We start from the raw sequence: 17,810 nt of genomic DNA, 5'->3' as shown, positions 1-17,810 counted from the left end.
AGCAGGGGAGGATGCGCACAAACAAAAAGCCGGTACTGAGCAAACAGTACCGGCTTTTCGAGTTAACCGTAGTTTTTTTTAAGAAAGGGCAAGCTTAGTTGCCAGCTTTCATTAAGCCACCCAGGTTTGGGTTAGGCTGGATTACAGTACGGCGGTTTTCCTGACGGCCCTCAGCCGTTTCGTTGTCACCCACAGGCATAGATTCGCCACGACCAGCGATAGTCAGCTGTGCAGGGCTTGCGCCTTTGCTGATGAGGTAGCGCACAACGCGGTTGGCACGAGCGACGCTCAGGTCCCAGTTATCGCGGTAAGCAGCACCTTCAACCATTTTCTGGTCATCAGTGTGGCCAACAACCATCAGCTGAAGCTTAGGGTTGTTCTTGAGGGTCATAGCCAGCTCTTCCAGAGCGCTGCGCTCGTCAGCACTCAGGGCTGTAGAGCCGCTGCGGTACTGAACAGGGTTGGAAGTCACTACATAGAGGCTGCCATCGCGCTCTTCCATTTTCAGGCCAGAGTTGGCGTAAGCGCCAAAGATGCCGTTGATTTCTTCTTTCAGAGCGTTCAGCTCTTTCTCAGTCATGTTCAGCTTTTCTTTCATCTGAGACATCTGAGACTCCATGCCAGACATTTTGCCTTCGAGGTCAGAGATTTTGCCGTTGAGGTCAGCTTTGGTAGATTCGAAGTCAGCTTCGAGTGCCGCCTTTTCTTCCTCGAGGGTTTTCAGCTGAGACTGTGTTTCCGCCAGTGCTTGGTCGGTAGCTTCTTTGGCTGCAGCCAGTTCGTCGTACTTCTTCTTAGATACGCAGGACTGAAGGGAGCCGATAGCCAGCGTGAAGATGAGTAATTTAACTATCAGACGCATGTTCGTTAGTTTGATTAGTGAATTATATTGGTTTTAACGTTTGCCTGTAAGTTTGGACGAATCATAGCGGCCGGGGCCACAACAGGATTGAAAATGCCAAGATTTGTTTTTCCTGGCAGGTAAGCCTGGCTAATCCCCTTTACTTACGGGAGTCAAAGGTAAAAAAAGGTTGCAATATTTTATAAATCCGTAAATTGGATTGGAGGTAATTCGGCTTTATTTGATGGGCGGGTATAGTGCCTCCTTTCAAGAACTGGAGTTTTTGGGGAGGATTTTCTAGGATAACCCCTGTTTTCCTGTTAATGTTTACACAAAGGGCAAGCCGTATTATGTTAAATTAGCAGCGAGGCTTGTGTTGGAATATTTTACCTATTTTTGCCTATCCCGCAGCGCGCCGCTTTACCATTTGCAAAAGGCGCTCTGCTGGCCTATCTAAATCATTAAAGAGCTAAATGGAATACCCAATTAAGGAGGAAGGAAGGTTTAAGTACATTGAGACAGGCAGTAAAGGCGAAAACCTTATTTTGCTGCATGGCCTGTTCGGTGCGCTCAGCAACTTCGAAGGCATCATCAGCCATTTTGGCAAAGACTACAACGTAGTCGTGCCCCTCCTGCCTATTTTTGAGCTTCCTATCCGAAAAGTATCGGTTACCGGCCTGGTAGATTATGTTGTTGATTTTGTGGAGCATAAAGGCTACGGCAAAGTCAATGTACTGGGCAATTCACTGGGCGGGCATATTACTTTGCTTTACGCGCTGGCACAGCCGGATAAGGTGAATTCCATCATCCTGACGGGCAGCTCGGGTTTGTTTGAAAGCGCTATGGGCACGAGTTTCCCCAAGCGGGGGGATTATGACTTCATCAAGAAGAAGACCGAAGCGACCTTCTACAATCCGGAAGTCGCCACTAAAGCGCTGGTAGACGAGGTGTTCGATATCGTCAACGACCGGAACAAAGCGATCCGGGTTATTGCTACAGCCAAGTCAGCAGTACGGCACAACCTAGGTGATAAGCTGCATCAGATTCAGGCGCCGACGCTCCTGGTCTGGGGCCGCGATGATCAAGTGACCCCTGCCTTCGTTGGCGAGAAATTCCACGAATTGATAGAGCATTCTAAGCTCATTTTTATAGAGCAATGCGGGCATGCCCCAATGATGGAGTATCCCGAAGCGTTCAACCAACACCTGGGCGACTTCCTGCTGGAGGTCAATAATGCTTAGGACAAACAGGCGCTTTCAGTCTGGTGCTAGAGGCTGTCAGCTTATCCTTTCTTGCCACATCAACATGTTCCCTCTGCAGTTGCTTTGCTGCAGGGGTGCTTTCGTTTGTATTCAAAAACAAAACCTGAACTTTCGCTATGTCCGTTCAAAAACAATTTTTGCCGCTCCTTGCAGCTGGCCTGTTATGGGGGTGCAATGCTACCAAGCCAGCTGCCGTGCAGGCACCTGAAACTGAAATCCGCGACTTGGATACCATGGTCGTCTCTGCTCCGGCTGGCCCTGTGGCCGAAGAGCCGGTGTATGAGCTGCCGGTTTACCGCAGCAGCTACACCCGCAAGCACGATTTGCTGCACACTGCCCTGGATCTGCGGTTCGATTGGGAAAAAGAGCAGGTGCTTGGTGTGGCTACCCTCCGCCTGGCTCCTTACTTCTATGCAACGGATCAAGTAGCCCTCGATGCCAAAGGGTTTGCATTCAAATCGGTCCGGCTGGAAGGGCAGGATGCTGAGCTGGATTATGACTACGACGGGCAGCGGATCAATATAGATTTGGGGCGGGAATATAAAAAGGGGGAGGAGTACACTCTTGTCATCGACTATATCGCCACCCCTTCAGCTTCCGGGGGCAGCTCGGCTATCACTTCTGATAAGGGGCTGTTTTTTATAGACCCCCGCGGTGAGGATCCTGACAAGCCGACTCAAATCTGGACACAGGGCGAAACCGAGCACAACTCCCGTTGGTTCCCAACTGTGGATAAGCCCAACGAGCGTACGACCCAGGAAATGAAAGTGACGGTGGACGGCAAGTACGAAGTGCTCTCTAATGGCACGCTCATCAGTAAAACAGAGGCTGGAAATGGGCAGCGGACCTGGTACTGGAAAATGGATCAGCCCCATGCGCCTTATCTTTTTATGCTGGCCATAGGCGAATTTGCAGTAGTGGAAGACAGCTGGGAAGGGAAGCCGGTCACGTATTATGTTGAGCCAGAGTACAAGGAAGATGCGGAAGCGATTTTCGCCCATACCAAAGAGATGCTGTCTTTCTTTTCGGACAAGCTTGGCGTCAAATACCCTTGGCCGAAGTACGCTCAGGTCGTCGTGCGCGATTATGTATCGGGTGCTATGGAGAATACCACCGCGGTAATCTTCGGAGACTTTGTGCAGCGCCACAAGCGGGAGCTGATCGACAACCACAACGACAAGATTGTGGCCCACGAGATGTTCCACCACTGGTTCGGAGACCTCGTCACGACTGAGAGCTGGTCGAACCTGACCATGAACGAGGGCTTTGCCAATTATAGCGAATACCTTTGGTACGAGCACAAATATGGAAAAGATGCTGCAGACCATCATCTGCTGAGCGAATGGGCCGGCTACCTCAGCTCTGCTCAGCGGGACATCCACCCGCTGATCGAGTTTGGGTACGATGACAAGGAGGACATGTTTGATGCGCACAGCTACAACAAGGGCGGCGCAGTCCTTCACATGCTGCGCAACTATGTAGGCGATGAGGCTTTCTTCGCCGGGCTCAACCTTTACCTGACTGACAACGCTTACTCGGCAGTGGAGGCCCACAACCTCCGCCTCGCTTTCGAAGAAGTGACGGGCGAAGACCTGAACTGGTTTTTCAACCAATGGTATTTTGAGGCAGGCCACCCTAAGCTTGAAATCACTTATGGGTATGACGAAGCCACATCTGAGGCTACTCTTACCGTAGAACAGGTTCAGGATGCGGAGCGCATGCCAGCTATTTTTCAGTTGCCAGTTGCTGTGGACCTTTATGACGAAAGCGGCGCTGTTGCCCGTCAGGAGGTTTTTGTCAATCAGCGGAAGCAGGAGTTCCGCTTCCCGGTGGAAGCGAAGCCAGCGCTGATCAATTTTGATGCAGACCGTGTGCTTCTGGCGGAGGCCAACGACAATAAGACCGCCGAGGAGATGTTGTTCCAGTTCCGCCATGCGCCACGTTTCCTTGACCGGTACGAAGCTTTGCTTGCCCTTCAGATGGACGAGGGCGAGGCGGCTCAGGAAATGATGAAAGCAGCATTGGAAGACCCGTTTTGGGCCATCCGCTCCGAGGCGCTTCAGAACTTGAGCGTAGCGTCATTTGGCGATGCTCGGGCAGCTGTAATGAAAATGGCGCGCGAGGACGGACACTCGGAAGTGCGCGGCAGCGCATTTTCGATTTTGGCGGAAGCCAAGGATATGGAAGCCAAAGACCTGGCTGTGCAAGCCATTGCTGAAGACCCTGCTTACAGCGTCATTGGGGCAGCACTGCAATATCTGGCTGCAGTAGACACCGCCGCAGCCTTGGCCGAGGCAGAAAAGCTGAGCAGCGAAAAAGCCAGTGACCTGCTGTTGGCTGTGGGCGAGCTTTACGCTGCTACGGGAGACGCCAAGTATTTGCCTTTCTTTAAGGAAAACCTAGCGAATATTGATGGTTTTGGGGCGATCTACTTTGTAGATGCTTATCAGGAGCTGGCTCGCAATGGCGATTTTGAAACTGCGAAGGCGGTCGCCGCCCATTTGGCCGAGGTCGCTACCGAAAAAGGCGCTACCCCATGGCTGCGCTTTGGCTCTGCCCGGGGGCTAAACCGCATCCGGCTGCAGATGGCTGCAGAGGAAGGGGACGCACAGCAAGCCCTCGCTGGCACTTTGCTCGAGCAGCTGATCAGTATACGGGACAATGAAGAGAACCCTCAGCTGAAGGCCTTTTTCGAGCAGATGTTGTCTGATGTAAAACCTTAGAGATGCTAACATAGTATCTCTTAATCAGGAAGACGTCATATCCGGGGGGCATCCCCCCCGGATGCTTGACTTTGTGATAAAAGGGGGGTAATTTAAGCGGGCTCCGCACGGATTCAGGCCGGCAATAAATGGCAATGGGGCAATCATTTCTTTTTTCATTGTGTTAAACTGCCGCAGCTCCTCATCCCGAAGGGGCTCCTATCCGTTTGGTATTCTGCAGCAGGGAATCTGCAATGACACGACACACAGAGGTATACGCATGGCAACGAACGACAATTATCAGGCATTGATCCAGAAACTGGACCAGTTCATACGCAAATATTACATCAATAAGCTGATACGAGGGCTGCTTTACAGCACCGGGCTTGTCCTGTTGTTGTTCCTCGGGATGAGCATGCTGGAGTACTATTATTACTTCAGCACAGCGGTCCGCAAGGTGATGTTTTTTTCCTTTATGGGCGTTAGCGCTGCGGCGCTTGGGGTGTGGGTGTTCAAGCCCCTGTTCAGCTACTTCCGCCTTGGGCAGGTCATTTCTCATCAGCAGGCTGCACAAATTATCGGGCAGCACTTTGACAACGTCAAAGACAAATTGCTGAACATCCTGCAGCTGCGGCATCAGGCTGAGCAAGCTACCGGCAGTAAAGACCTGCTGCTGGCAGGCATTGACCAAAAGTCGGAGGAGATCAAGCTGGTGCCCTTTAAGAGTGCCATCGACCTGAGCAAAAACCGCAAGTACTTAAGGTACGCCCTGCCTCCTTTGGCGCTTCTGCTCATCATTCTATTTGTGAATGCAAGCCTGATCACAGACAGTACGGCACGCCTTATCCGCAATAACGAAGAGTTTGAAAAGCCTGCTCCGTTTTCCTTCGTGCTTGCAGAAGAAGCTCCCCGCGTTATTCAGTACGAAGACTATGAGATGGAGGTCAAAATTGAAGGGGCCCAACTGCCGAACGAGGTCTTTATTGAGGTGGATAAAGCGCAGTACCGGCTTAGGAAAGAGGAAGCCAACCGTTTCGTGTACCGCTTCAATAATGTACAGAAGGCGACGGATTTCAAGCTGTACGCTTCCGGGGTTTCTTCGCGCGAGTATACGCTCAATGTGCTTCGCAAGCCTAACGTGATCGGCTTCGATGTAAAGTTGAGCTACCCGGCCTACACGGGCAGGAAGGACGAAACGCTTTCCAGCATAGGCGACTTGGCCGTTCCTGAAGGTACTATGATCGACTGGGTCTTCAATGCAGAATATACGGATGCTATCCGCCTTCGCTTTTCGGGAGAAGAGGGCCTGGTAGACACCAAGCGTTTCTCAGATGAGCTGTTTACCTACAAGTACAAAGCAATGGAGGACCAAGCTTACAAGCTATTGGTCTCTAATGCAGACCTTCCCAACGCAGACTCTATCGGGTATACCATTTCAGTTATCCCAGACTTGTACCCGTCTATCGAGGTAGATAAATTTCAAGACAGCACGCAGCGTAAGCTCCTTTTCTTCGTTGGCCAGGCCTCTGATGACTACGGGCTGCGAGGGCTGAGCTTCAACTACCAAATCAAAAAAGCGGACGGTACACAGGAGCCTCTGCAGCGTACGCCCATTTCCTACTCTGGCGGGAAACAAGTACAGTATGACCACGTATTTGACCTCAACGAGCTGGGCCTGAAGCCGGGCGATGAGGTAGCCTACTATTTCGAAATCTTTGATAACGATGGCGTCAACGGGAGCAAATCTGCCCGTACCAATACCATGCTTTACGCTATGCCTACGCTGGAGGAGTTCAAAGCAATGGAAGAGGATAATGACAACAAGATCAAAGCAGAGCTGAAGAACGCGCTCGATGAGTCGAAAAAGATACAGGACGAAATGCGCAAGATGCGGGAAAAGATCTTGCAGGAGCGCGAGCTCGACTGGCAGCAGCGCAAAGAGCTGGAGAAGCTGCTCGACCGGCAAAAGGACCTGGAAAAGACCATAGAGGAAGCCAAAAAAGCTTTCGAGGAAAACCTTAAAAACCAGGAGGAGCTCAATCAACAGGATGAAGAGATACTGAAGAAGCAGGAGCAGATCCAAGAGATGATGGAAAAGGTCATGAGCGATGAAATGAAAGAGCTCATGAAGCAGCTGGAGGAGCTCATGCAAGAACTGAACAAGGATGAGGCCCTCGAGATGATGGAGGAGATGGAAATGTCCGACGAAGAAATGGAGATGGAGCTCGACCGTATGCTGGAGCTTTACAAACAGCTCGAGCTCGAGAAAGAGATGACGGAGGCTATCGAAGAGCTGGAGAAGCTGGCTGAAGAGCAGGAAGAACTGGCCGAAGAAACTCGTGAAGCGGAGGAACAGGCTGACGAACAATCTCCCGAAGAGGAACAAGCCAAACAGGAGCAGCTGGAGCAGAAGCAGGAGGAAATAGCTGAAGCGTTCGAGAAGCTGCAGGAAAAAATGGAGGGCATTGAAAAGAAGAACGAAGACCTAGAGCGCCCTCAAGAAATGGAGGACCGCAAGGAAGAGATGGACGACATCCAAAAGGACATCAATGAAAGTCAGGAACAACTGCAGCAGCAGAACAAAAAGAAAGCTTCTGACGCTCAGCAGAAAGCCTCCGATAAAATGAAGCAGATGGCTAATGCCATGCAGATGGAAATGCAGTCTTCTGAAATGGAGCAGATGCAAGAGGATATGGATGCGCTGCGGCAGCTGCTGGAAAATATCGTAGGCCTTTCTTTTGATCAGGAAGACCTCATCGATGAGTTTGGGGTAGCCGAAATCAATACGCCAAGGTACGTTGAGCTGGTGCAAAATCAGTTTAAGCTGCAGGATGATTTCCGCCTGGTAGAGGATAGCTTGCAGGCCCTGAGCAAGCGGGTTTTCCAAATTGAAGCTTTCGTAACAGAGAAGGTCACAGAGATCAAAACCAATTTACGCGAAGGCCTTGATGAATTGGAAGAACGCCATAAAACAGAGGCATCTAATCATCAGCAGCGGAGCATGAAAAACCTGAATGACCTGGCCCTGATGCTGAGCGAGGTCATGAACCAAATGCAACAGCAGATGGCCAGTCAAATGGCTGGCAGCCAAATGTGCGATAAGCCCGGGGGATCAGGCCCCAATGGCAAGCCTAAAGACAAAATCAGTCAGGGGCAGCAGTCGCTCAATGACATGATGGAGCAGATGAAGCAGCGCATGAAGGATGGCAAAGGCAAGGGCGGCCCTGGCGCTAAGGAGTTTGCCCAAATGGCAGCCCGGCAGGCTGCTTTGCGCAAAGCCCTCGAAGAAAAACAGAAAAAGCTCCGCGAGCAGGGCAAAGGCAGCCAACAGCTACAGGAGATCATGGATCAGATGGATAAAATAGAAGAAGACCTGGTCAATAAGCGGCTCAATAACCAAATGATGGAGCGGCAGCAGGATATCCTAACCCGATTGCTCGAGCACGAAAAAGCTGAACGCCAACAGGAGTACGAGGAAAAACGTAAGGCCGAGCAGGCTGCTCAGCAGCAGCGCGAAATGCCGCCTTCCCTCGAAGAGTACATCCGCAAGCGGGAAGCGGAAATTGAAATGTACAAAACCGTAAATCCGGCATTGAAGCCTTACTATAAATTCCTGGTAGAGGAATACGTAAAGTCGCTGCAAGCCAAGTAAATAGAAAGCCTGCCGGCGCTGTGGGATATGTAGCCTACAGCGCCGGTACTTTTGGGCCAAGCCCCAAGGGCTTGCTTCTTATTGGATTTTGATTTACTTTACAGGGATTCATCATGAGTTACAAGCCTATTATGTTGAAGCTTTCCTCAAACCCCAGGAATATCGCCCTCGTAGAATCTTTCGTGGAAAAGGCCGTCAGTAAGTACGAGATCAACCCGGATGTCTATGGCAATATCCTTATCACCCTGACAGAAGCCGTCAATAATGCTATCATTCACGGCAACAGTAATGATGAATCCAAAACCGTGCAGATACAGCTCCGCAAACAGGAAGGCTGCCTGGCCGTACGCGTTACCGACGAAGGCTGTGGCTTTGATCCCAATAACCTTCCTGACCCTACTGCCCCTGAAAACCTGATGCAGGTCGGCGGCCGCGGGGTCTTCTTAATGCATCAGCTCTCCGATATGCTCTTGTTCCACAATAACGGCTCTACCGTTGAAATGCGGTTCAATCTATGATGCCTGAACAATGGCCCGGCGGGCCCGAGGAGGATGCCCCCGCTGGCATTTCCTTCCACCACGAAGATGTCGCTTTCCTGCCGGATTCACCCAGCCTGCTCGAGCGTTGGGTCGAAGCGGTCATTGAAAAAGAAAATTGCACCCTGCAAGAGCTCACCTACATCTTTTGTAGCGACGAATACCTCTACCAAGTCAATCTGGAATACCTCAGCCACGATACTTATACCGATATCATTACCTTCCCTTATCAGCCGCCTCCCGTGGTGTATTCCGATATCTTTATCAGTATAGACCGCGTGCAGGAAAATGCTGCGGAGCTGGGCCTCCCTTTTGAGCAGGAGCTTCACCGGGTCATGATCCACGGCGTACTGCACCTTTGTGGCTACCCGGACAAAACGCCTGCCGAAGCTGCTGCCATGCGGCAAAAAGAGGATGAGGCGCTGGCACTGCTGGCCCGCCTTCAGCAGTAGAGGATACCGGGGGCAAGGGCATATTAGGACCGCAAGCCAGCTTATCGATTTTTTAAGCCTGCCCCTGCATAATGTGAGGGGGCCTGCCCCCTCCGTAAGGATAGGGGCCTACCCCTGCCCAACGGCAGGGGTCGCTATGCTCCGGGGCTCGCTGTCCGCTCGGCCCTGCGGGCTTGCCACCCCTGCGCAGCGCTAGTCCGGTCCCAGCCCATAGCCGATAAGGCCTAAATGCCTGCGCGGGGGCTTAAGTGGTTGCCCTTCGGGCCGCACTCGCCAAACTTCCGGCTGTTTAGCGTTGCCTTCCCCCTGCTAAAGTAGGTAGGTTAGGAAATTATTCGGCGGCCTGCGCTCCAAAAGCGGAACCCCGGCCCATCAAGCCTATTGCCCCCCGGCCGAGCTGTACCTTGGGCGCATAGGGCTTGGGCTTCGGACAAACGGGCATTTTTTTTGGGCACTCAGCCCTTTGCTGCTGTATTTACTGCCTTGCCAATCTGTACATTCGGGCAAACCTCCCTACTTTTGATTCAGAATTTAACTGTGAACAGACAGGCGGTATGCCAAAAATGGCTTTTAGAGCTCCAAATATGCTCTTGCCCCTTAAAAACAAGCTGTAGCAACTCATGAAAGTATTGAAGTTCGGCGGCTCCTCGGTCGCTAAGCCCGAGCGGATCCGCGGCATTGTAGATATCCTGAAAGGCTATTATACCAAAGGCGAAAAGTTTACGGTCGTATTTTCCGCGTTCGGAGGCGTTACTGACTCCCTCATAGAGATGAGCACGCTTGCCGCCAAAGGGGATGAAGCTTATCAGGAACACTTTGAAGCTTTTGCCGCCCGGCACACGCAAGCGGTCCACGAACTTTTGGACGGAGAGTACCGGGAAGCAGTGCTCCCAGAGCTGGAGCGCAACAACGAAGTACTGAAGAACCTCCTCTATGGGGTCTTTCTTGTGCGGGAAGCTTCCAAACGGACTATGGATTACGTGCTCAGCTTTGGCGAGCGCAGCTCGGCTTTCATCATCTCGCACGTCCTTCGGCAAAGCGGGATCAACGCTGCCTACTTAGATGCTAGGCGCATTGTTAAGACAGATAAATCCTTTGGTTCGGCACGGGTTGATTTCAAGCTCACTTATCAGAAAATTAGAGCACATTATGCTCAAAACCCTGACGTACAGGTTGTTACAGGGTTCGTGGCTTCTGCAAAAGGAGGGCTGACGACTACACTTGGGCGAGGGGGCTCCGATTATACCGCTGCGCTGATCGCTGCGGGGCTTGATGCTAGTGTGATAGAGATTTGGACGGATGTAGATGGAGTGCTCACTGCAGACCCCCGGAAAGTGAAGCGGGCGTTCACCATCCCGACGATGACTTATGCGGAAGCGATGGAAATGTCCCACTTTGGGGCCAAAGTCATTTACCCGCCTACCCTACAGCCTGCCCTGCTCAAGAAAATCCCGCTGTACATCAAGAATACCTTCAACCCGGACTTCATCGGCACGCTGATCTCAGATCATGTAGACCCGGAAGCGACAGCGGTAAAAGGTATTTCTTCCATCAGCCACGTTGCCCTGCTCACGCTTTCTGGCAGTGGGCTGTTCGGTGTGCCGGGCACTGCCGCTCGTTTATTTTCTAGCTTGGCAGCAGCTGGGATCAACATCATACTCATCACTCAAGGCTCTTCCGAGCATGCTATCAGCTTTGCCGTTCAGCCGAGCATGGCGAACAAAGCCCGCAAACGGGTAGAGGAAGCTTTTGAGTACGAGATAAGCATGAAAATCATCAACCCGGTCAAAATAGAAGAAGACCTTTCCGTTGTAGCCATCATTGGGGAGAACATGCGCTATCAGCCGGGCATTTCCGGGCGGCTCTTCCAAGCGCTTGGCAAGAACGGCATCAATGCCGTGGCTATTGCACAGGGCTCTTCTGAGCTGAACGTATCGGTTGTTATCAACCGTTCGGATGAGGCCAAGGCGCTGAACGCCCTGCACGAGTCGTTCTTCTTATCAGATACCAAAGAGCTGCACTTGTTCATGATTGGCGTAGGCCTTATCGGCAGCACTCTCATCAATCAGATCAGGGCGCAGGCCGGCTATTTAAAGGAGACCCGTGGGCTGGAGATCAAGGTGGTGGGCATGGCCAACAGCCGGAAGATGCTCTTCGAAGAATCAGGCATCGACTTGGAGCAATGGCAGGACAGCCTTCAAGAGGCGGCTACTGAGATGGACCCGGCCATATTCATAGGCAAGATGAAAGAGCTGAACCTGTCGAACACCATTTTCGTCGACAATACGGCAAGCAGCAAGGTCGCTGCATTTTATGAGGATATCTTGGACTCCAGTATTTCCATTTCCACCCCCAACAAGATTGCGGTCTCTTCTGGTTTTGTGCAGTATCAGCGCCTCAAGGCGATAGCGGCCAAGCGGGGCGTGCAGTTTATGTACGAGACAAATGTCGGCGCAGGCCTTCCTGTTATTTCTACCCTGAACGACCTGATCATCAGCGGCGACCGCATCTTGCGCATAGAAGGGGTGGTATCGGGCTCTTTGTCTTACATTTTCAACAACTTCAAACCGGGCATGCGGTTCAGTGAGGTAGTGCGCAAGGCCCAAGAGCTGGGGTATACTGAGCCTGACCCCCGTATCGACCTGAACGGCCTCGATGTGCGCAGGAAGCTTATCATTTTGGCCAGGGAAACAGGCCTTCCGCTCGAAGCGGAGGATGTGGCCATCAGCCCTGTCCTGCCAGAGTCTTGTCGGCAAGCGGCAACAGTAGAGTCCTTTTTTAGCGAGCTGGAAGCTGCAGATACCTACTTCAACGCCCTGCTGCAAGAAGCGGAGGCCAATGGGAAAGTGCTGCGCATGGTGGGCAAGCTCGAAGGCAGCAGCGCAACGATCGGGCTGCAGCAAGTGGGCAGTGATCACCCGTTTTATCATTTGAGCGGGAGCGACAATATGATTGTCTTTACCACAGAGCGCTATAAGGAGCGCCCATTGGTGGTAAGGGGGCCGGGCGCCGGTGCGGAGGTGACTGCCGCAGGGGTATTTGCAGAAATCATCACAATCGGAAATTATCTGGGCTAATGAAAGAGGAAGTACGCGTATTTGCCCCTGCTACGGTAGCCAACGTCGCTGTAGGGTTTGATATACTGGGGTTTGCCATCGGCGCCCCGGGCGACGAGGTCGTAGCCAGGAGGTCAGGCGCGCCTGGGCTCCGGATTGTTGAGGTAACAGGCGACGGCGGCAAGCTGCCTTATGTAGTAGAGAAAAACACAGCAGGCTTTGCAGCTGCCCGCTTTCTTGAGCAGCTGGGAGAAACGGATGTAGGCATAGAGCTGGAGATCCACAAGCGCATGCCTTTCGGCAGCGGGCTGGGCTCAAGTGCTGCAAGTGCTGCAGCTGGGGTAATGGCTGTCAATGCCCTTTTGGGCATGCCAGCTACGAAGCTGGAATCCTTACACTGCGCTGTCTTAGGCGAGCAGATTGCAGACGGCGCTTATCACGCAGATAATGTAGCCCCTTCCCTCTTGGGGGGCATTATCCTGATCCGGTCGAACGAAGGGCTTGATGTCCACAGCCTGCCCATCCCCGATGAGCTGTACGCGGCTGTGGTTTACCCTCATGTAAGCATACTGACCAAGGACGCCCGTGAGGTACTGAGCCCTGCCACCACCCTGAGGCAGAGCATTCAGCAGTGCGGCAATATTGCAGGCCTCGTCGTCGGGCTGTACGAATCCGATTACAGCCTAATTAGCCGTTCGCTTGAGGACGTCATCATCGAGCCTCAGCGGTCGCAGCTGATACCAGGCTTCGGTGAGGTCAAGAGAGCAGCCCTTGCTGCTGGCGCCTTAGGCTGTAGTATATCAGGGGCAGGCCCATCTGTATTTGCGCTCTGTAAGGGGGCCGCCTGTGCTCAGGAGGCTGCCAAAGCTATGGGCGCTGCATTTGACCGTTTTGACATCCCTAATGACACCTATGCCTCCCCTATCAACCGGGAAGGCGCAAAAGTAATTGCTTCACGATGAGATTGTACAGTACAAAGAACAAGGCTGAATTTGCTTCTCTGAGAGAGGCAGTCCTGAAGGGGCTCCCTTCAGACAATGGGCTGTATATGCCGGAATCTATCCCCCGTCTGCCACAGCATTTCCTAGAGGATATCCGCAGCTATAGCTTTCCCGAAATAGCTTTTGAGGTGAGCAAGTGTCTGCTTCAGGGGGCACTTCCTGAGGCAGACTTGAAAAGGATCATAGCGGAAGCCGTCAATTTTGAAGCCCCTGTTGTAAAGCTGGACGATGAGGCCCGTGTGCTTGAGCTTTTTCACGGGCCTTCCTTGGCTTTCAAAGATTTCGGGGCCAGGTTCATGGCACAGCTGATGAGCTACTTCAACCAAGGCGAATCAGGTGAGCTAGTCATCTTAGTGGCGACCTCGGGCGATACCGGCGGGGCAGTAGCTGCGGGTTTTCTGCAGACTCCTGGCACGAGGGTGGTCATCCTCTACCCTTCTGGCAAGGTTTCTGACCTGCAGGAAAAGCAATTGACCACCCTCGGGCACAATATCACTGCCCTTGAGGTATCAGGCACTTTTGATGATTGCCAGGCAATGGTCAAGCAGGCTTTCCTAGATGAAGAGCTGAATGCGAAAATCCGGTTGACTTCCGCCAATTCTATAAACATCAGCCGGCTCATCCCTCAGATGTTCTATTATTTTGAAGCGTACAAGCAGATAGAGCCCGGGCGAGAAGTCGTCTTTTGTGTGCCGAGCGGCAATTTTGGCAACCTGACAGCAGGCCTGCTGGCACAGCGGATGGGGCTGCCGGTGAAGCATTTTATCGCCGCTACCAATGTGAACGACGTAGTGCCGGAGTACCTTAGCTCGGGCAGTTATCGCCCCCGCCCTTCAAAGGCTACCTTGAGCAATGCCATGGATGTGGGCAACCCTTCCAATTTTGCAAGGATGCTCGATCTTTACGCTGAGCTAGAGGAACGTTCCACGTGGAACAATATGAAAGCGCAAGTTTCGGGTTATGCTTACACAGATGAAGCTACCCGGGGAGCCGTACGAGAAGTCTACGACAAGTATGGCTATGTGATAGACCCGCACGGGGCTGTTGGCTACCTTGCCCTTAAGGAATATCAGGCTGCCCATCCTGGCTTGGTCGGGGTAGTCCTGGAGACTGCCCACCCGGCTAAGTTTTTGCCAGATGTAGTGGCTATACTCGGGCAAGAGATACCTGTGCCTCGGCGCTTGGGCGAGCTGGCAGAGCGGCAGAAAGTAGCTATAAGCATGCCGCCGGAGTTTCTCCCCTTCAAGTCTTGGCTGTTGTCCGAGCTTGCTTGATAACACAAAGCCCCCTGTGCCAGCACAGGGGGCTTTGTGTTATGTTCCACGTGGAACATATTATGCAAGTGGGTGTTTTACCTTATTTACGGGGGCAAAATGTCGTATTCGTTTATGCTTTCCGGGTTTTATAGCTTGGCGTTGGCCTAGCGCTGCGTAGGGGTGGCAAGCCCGCAGGGCCGAGCGGATAGCGAGCCCCGTAGCATAGCGGCACCTGCACATTGGGCAGGTGCAGGCCCCTATCCCCTAAGCAGGCTGGGCGGGACCCCTCCTTGCGGCAGGTAGAGTCCCAAAAACAGCAATCTGGTTTGCGCCCATTGGATGTAACTTAAATTGCTATTTCGGGGCTTACTCTTTGCAAGCCTTGGAATTAGGCGTATAGATTGCGTAATTTAGTGTGGCTGCCTATGCCTATGCCGGGCAGCTGTGGATGTTATATCATTGACCAATAAATATTGTTTATCCTTATGAAGCGATTATTGCTTTTTTCCTTTTTGTGCGTGCTGGCGCTTTCAGCGGCTGCACAGGAAGAGAATGTGAACAAGAATAAGTTCCGGCAGATGTACAATGAGCTGCCGACCCCAAATGTGTACCGCAATGCAGCTGGCGCACCGGGGCACGAGTACTGGCAGCAGCGTGCAGATTACAACATCAGCTTGGAGCTGGACGACGAGCAGCAGCGCATTTATGGCACAGAAGAGATTACCTACTTTAATAATTCTCCGGACAACCTCGAGTACCTCTGGGTGCAGCTCGATCAGAATATGCGCGCCAAAGATTCTGATACCTACAAAACGAGCCCTTCGAGCATGGACGACCGCATGTCTTCCGGTCAGCTGAAGTCCCTCACTCCTACTTTCGATGGCGGCTTTAAACTGGATTATGTAAGGGATGCAAATGGCAAGGACTTGTCGCATACGGTGGTGAAAACTATGATGCGGATCAACCTGCCTGAGCCCTTGAAGGCGGGGGCTTCCTATACCTTTAGTATCAAGTGGTGGTACAATATCAATGACCGCATGGAAATTGGTGGCCGGTCTGGGTATGAGTATTTTGAGGAGGATGACAATTACTTGTACACTATAGCACAGTTCTTCCCCCGTATGGCGGTCTACAACGATGTAGAGGGCTGGCAGAATAAGCAGTTTTTGGGGCGGGGGGAGTTTACCCTCCCCTTTGGCAATTATGAAGTCAGCATCACCGTACCGGAAGACCACCTCGTGGCGGCAACGGGCACTTTGCAAAACCCCAATGAGGTGCTTACCCGCGCGCAGCGCAAAAAGCTCGAAGAGGCTAAAGCGGAGCGGGACAACCCTGTGATCATCGTCTCGGAAGAGGAAGCCCGTGAAAATGAAAAAGAGAAAGCAGCCAAGACCAAGACCTGGAAGTTCGCTGCAGAAAATGTGCGCGATTTCGCATTCGCGTCTTCCCGTAAATTCATCTGGGATGCAATGGGCGTAGAGCAGAGCGATGGCTCTGTAGTAATGGCTATGTCTATGTATCCCAAAGAGGGCAACCCGCTCTGGGAAAAGTACTCTACCAAAGCCGTTGCTCATACCCTGAAGTGGTACTCTCACTATACTTTTGACTACCCCTACCCTGTGGCTTGGTCGATCAATGCAAAAGCGATTGGGATGGAGTATCCTATGATCTGTTTCAACTTCGGGCGCCCGGAAGAGGATGGCACCTATACAGAACGGGTGAAGTATGGTATGATCGGGGTCATTATTCATGAGGTCGGGCACAACTACTTCCCTATGATCGTCAATTCGGATGAGCGGCAGTGGACGTGGATGGACGAAGGCCTCAATTCTTTCTTGCAGTACCTGGCGGAGCAGCAGTGGGAGCGGGACTACCCCAGCCGCCGCGGGCCTGCGCACAAAATTGTGGACTACATGAAGGGTGATAAAAGCAAGATTACGCCCATCATGACCAACTCGGAGTCTATCTATCAGTTTGGGAACAACGCTTATGGCAAGCCGGCTACCGCGCTGAACATCCTGAGGGAGACCATCATGGGGCGTGAGCTGTTCGATTATGCGTTCAAGACTTACTCCAACCGTTGGATGTTCAAGCACCCCTCTCCTGCCGACTTTTTCCGTACCATGGAGGATGCCTCAGCTATCGACCTCGACTGGTTTTGGCGCGGGTGGTTCTTTACTACAGACCACGTGGACATCGCCCTCGACGGTGTGAAGTGGTACCGCATCGATACGCAGGAGCCACTGGCAGAAAGCGAGTTGTCCAAAAAAATGAGGGAGGAGGAGCCTCAGTATATCAGCAGTATCCGGAATGCAGCGGAAATTGAGAAAACACAGGACGAGATTGATCCGGCCCTGCGTGATTTCTATACGGATTATGACCCGCTCTCTGTCAGTATCCTTGATCGGGAAGAGTACGAAAAGTACTTGAGCAGCCTGAGCGATGAAGAACGGGCTATGCTCGAGGCTGGAAAGAATTATTACGAGCTTTCTTTCCGTAATATCGGCGGCTTGGTCATGCCTATTATCGTTCAGTTTCAGTTTGAAGATGGCTCAATTGAAGACCACTACATCCCTGCTGAGATTTGGCGCATGAATGACAAGGAGGTCTCTAAGGTCTTCATTACTGAAAAGGAGGTTCAGCAAATTGTGGTGGACCCTTACCTCGAAACGGCCGATACCGATACAGGCAATAACTATTATCCGCCTCGTACACAGCTCAACCGTTTCGAGCTGTACAAGCGCCGCTCTTGGGGCGGAGGGGAAAACCCTATGCAGCGGGACCGCCGCGCTAAGGCTAAAGAGGAAGGTACGGACTAGTCGCTGCTTTTCTGTATGAGGGAAAAGGCTCCGGGCTGCTTTTGGCAATCCGGGGCCTTTTTTATTGTGCTTGCCTTAAATTATACTGTTTTTGGCCTGAGAATGAATGCTCCGCTGTGATTTTCTGTAAAATCATTGTGTATTTGTTTTTTTACCATTTGTTTTTTATGGGACTGTTAATTAGTGTTTTATAGGTATATATGTTTGGTATAGGTATGTATAAAACTAGATTG

Annotated in this window: 10 protein-coding genes; 9 read left to right on the top strand and 1 reads right to left on the bottom strand. The window is 52.0% G+C overall.

The window, feature by feature from the left end:
* Window positions 1-94 precede the first annotated feature (94 nt).
* A complete protein-coding gene (locus FRY97_RS11910) occupies window positions 95-862 on the bottom strand; it encodes an OmpA family protein (protein WP_147167761.1) in 768 nt (255 codons plus the stop codon).
* A 452-nt stretch (window positions 863-1,314) separates the two neighbouring features.
* Between FRY97_RS11910 and FRY97_RS11905 the strand changes: the two genes are divergently transcribed.
* The 9 genes from FRY97_RS11905 (at window position 1,315) to FRY97_RS11865 (ending at window position 17,577) form a co-directional block, all read left to right on the top strand.
* Window positions 1,315-2,082, top strand: a complete 768-nt coding sequence (locus FRY97_RS11905; protein ID WP_147167760.1) for an alpha/beta fold hydrolase — start codon at window positions 1,315-1,317, stop codon at window positions 2,080-2,082.
* 137 nt (window positions 2,083-2,219) lie between these two features.
* A complete protein-coding gene (locus tag FRY97_RS11900; RefSeq protein ID WP_147167759.1) occupies window positions 2,220-4,826 on the top strand; it encodes a DUF3458 domain-containing protein in 2,607 nt (868 codons plus the stop codon).
* A gap of 259 nt (window positions 4,827-5,085) precedes the next feature.
* Window positions 5,086-8,457 (top strand): DUF4175 family protein, encoded by a 3,372-nt coding sequence (locus tag FRY97_RS11895; RefSeq protein WP_147167758.1) that lies wholly within the window; start codon window positions 5,086-5,088, stop codon window positions 8,455-8,457.
* A gap of 131 nt (window positions 8,458-8,588) precedes the next feature.
* The gene (locus tag FRY97_RS11890) at window positions 8,589-8,975 is read left to right on the top strand and encodes an ATP-binding protein (protein ID WP_211356859.1); all 387 of its coding nucleotides are present in this window, start codon (window positions 8,589-8,591) and stop codon (window positions 8,973-8,975) included.
* Window positions 8,972-9,445 (top strand): rRNA maturation RNase YbeY, encoded by a 474-nt coding sequence (gene ybeY / locus FRY97_RS11885; protein ID WP_211356858.1) that lies wholly within the window; start codon window positions 8,972-8,974, stop codon window positions 9,443-9,445. Before FRY97_RS11890 ends, ybeY begins: the two co-directional genes overlap by 4 nt.
* Window positions 9,446-10,065: 620 nt before the next feature.
* Window positions 10,066-12,522: a bifunctional aspartate kinase/homoserine dehydrogenase I gene (gene thrA / locus FRY97_RS11880; protein ID WP_147167756.1), complete on the top strand. Its 2,457-nt coding sequence runs from the start codon at window positions 10,066-10,068 to the stop codon at window positions 12,520-12,522.
* Entirely contained in the window at window positions 12,522-13,463 is a 942-nt protein-coding gene (locus FRY97_RS11875; protein ID WP_147167755.1) for a homoserine kinase, read from the top strand. The genes thrA and FRY97_RS11875 overlap by 1 nt, the downstream gene beginning before the upstream one ends.
* On the top strand, window positions 13,460-14,776 hold the full coding sequence (gene thrC, locus FRY97_RS11870) for a threonine synthase (protein WP_147167754.1): 1,317 nt from the start codon (window positions 13,460-13,462) through the stop codon (window positions 14,774-14,776). Before FRY97_RS11875 ends, thrC begins: the two co-directional genes overlap by 4 nt.
* Before the next feature lie 467 nt (window positions 14,777-15,243).
* Window positions 15,244-17,577 (top strand): M1 family metallopeptidase, encoded by a 2,334-nt coding sequence (locus tag FRY97_RS11865; protein WP_147167753.1) that lies wholly within the window; start codon window positions 15,244-15,246, stop codon window positions 17,575-17,577.
* Window positions 17,578-17,810: the final 233 nt, after the last annotated feature.

Source organism: Phaeodactylibacter luteus (assembly GCF_007993045.1).
GTDB classification, from domain to species: Bacteria; Bacteroidota; Bacteroidia; order Chitinophagales; family Saprospiraceae; genus Phaeodactylibacter; species Phaeodactylibacter luteus.
This window is presented reverse-complemented; position numbering and strand designations above follow the sequence as displayed.

Coding starts and splice junctions, on each gene's coding strand:
- FRY97_RS11890 (WP_211356859.1), top strand. CDS start 8,589: ATGTTGAAGCTTTCCTCAAACCCCAGGAATATCGCCCTCGTAGAATCT.
- FRY97_RS11865 (WP_147167753.1), top strand. CDS start 15,244: ATGAAGCGATTATTGCTTTTTTCCTTTTTGTGCGTGCTGGCGCTTTCA.
- FRY97_RS11905 (WP_147167760.1), top strand. CDS start 1,315: ATGGAATACCCAATTAAGGAGGAAGGAAGGTTTAAGTACATTGAGACA.
- FRY97_RS11900 (WP_147167759.1), top strand. CDS start 2,220: ATGTCCGTTCAAAAACAATTTTTGCCGCTCCTTGCAGCTGGCCTGTTA.
- ybeY (WP_211356858.1), top strand. CDS start 8,972: ATGATGCCTGAACAATGGCCCGGCGGGCCCGAGGAGGATGCCCCCGCT.
- thrC (WP_147167754.1), top strand. CDS start 13,460: ATGAGATTGTACAGTACAAAGAACAAGGCTGAATTTGCTTCTCTGAGA.
- FRY97_RS11875 (WP_147167755.1), top strand. CDS start 12,522: ATGAAAGAGGAAGTACGCGTATTTGCCCCTGCTACGGTAGCCAACGTC.
- FRY97_RS11910 (WP_147167761.1), bottom strand. CDS start 862: ATGCGTCTGATAGTTAAATTACTCATCTTCACGCTGGCTATCGGCTCC.
- thrA (WP_147167756.1), top strand. CDS start 10,066: ATGAAAGTATTGAAGTTCGGCGGCTCCTCGGTCGCTAAGCCCGAGCGG.
- FRY97_RS11895 (WP_147167758.1), top strand. CDS start 5,086: ATGGCAACGAACGACAATTATCAGGCATTGATCCAGAAACTGGACCAG.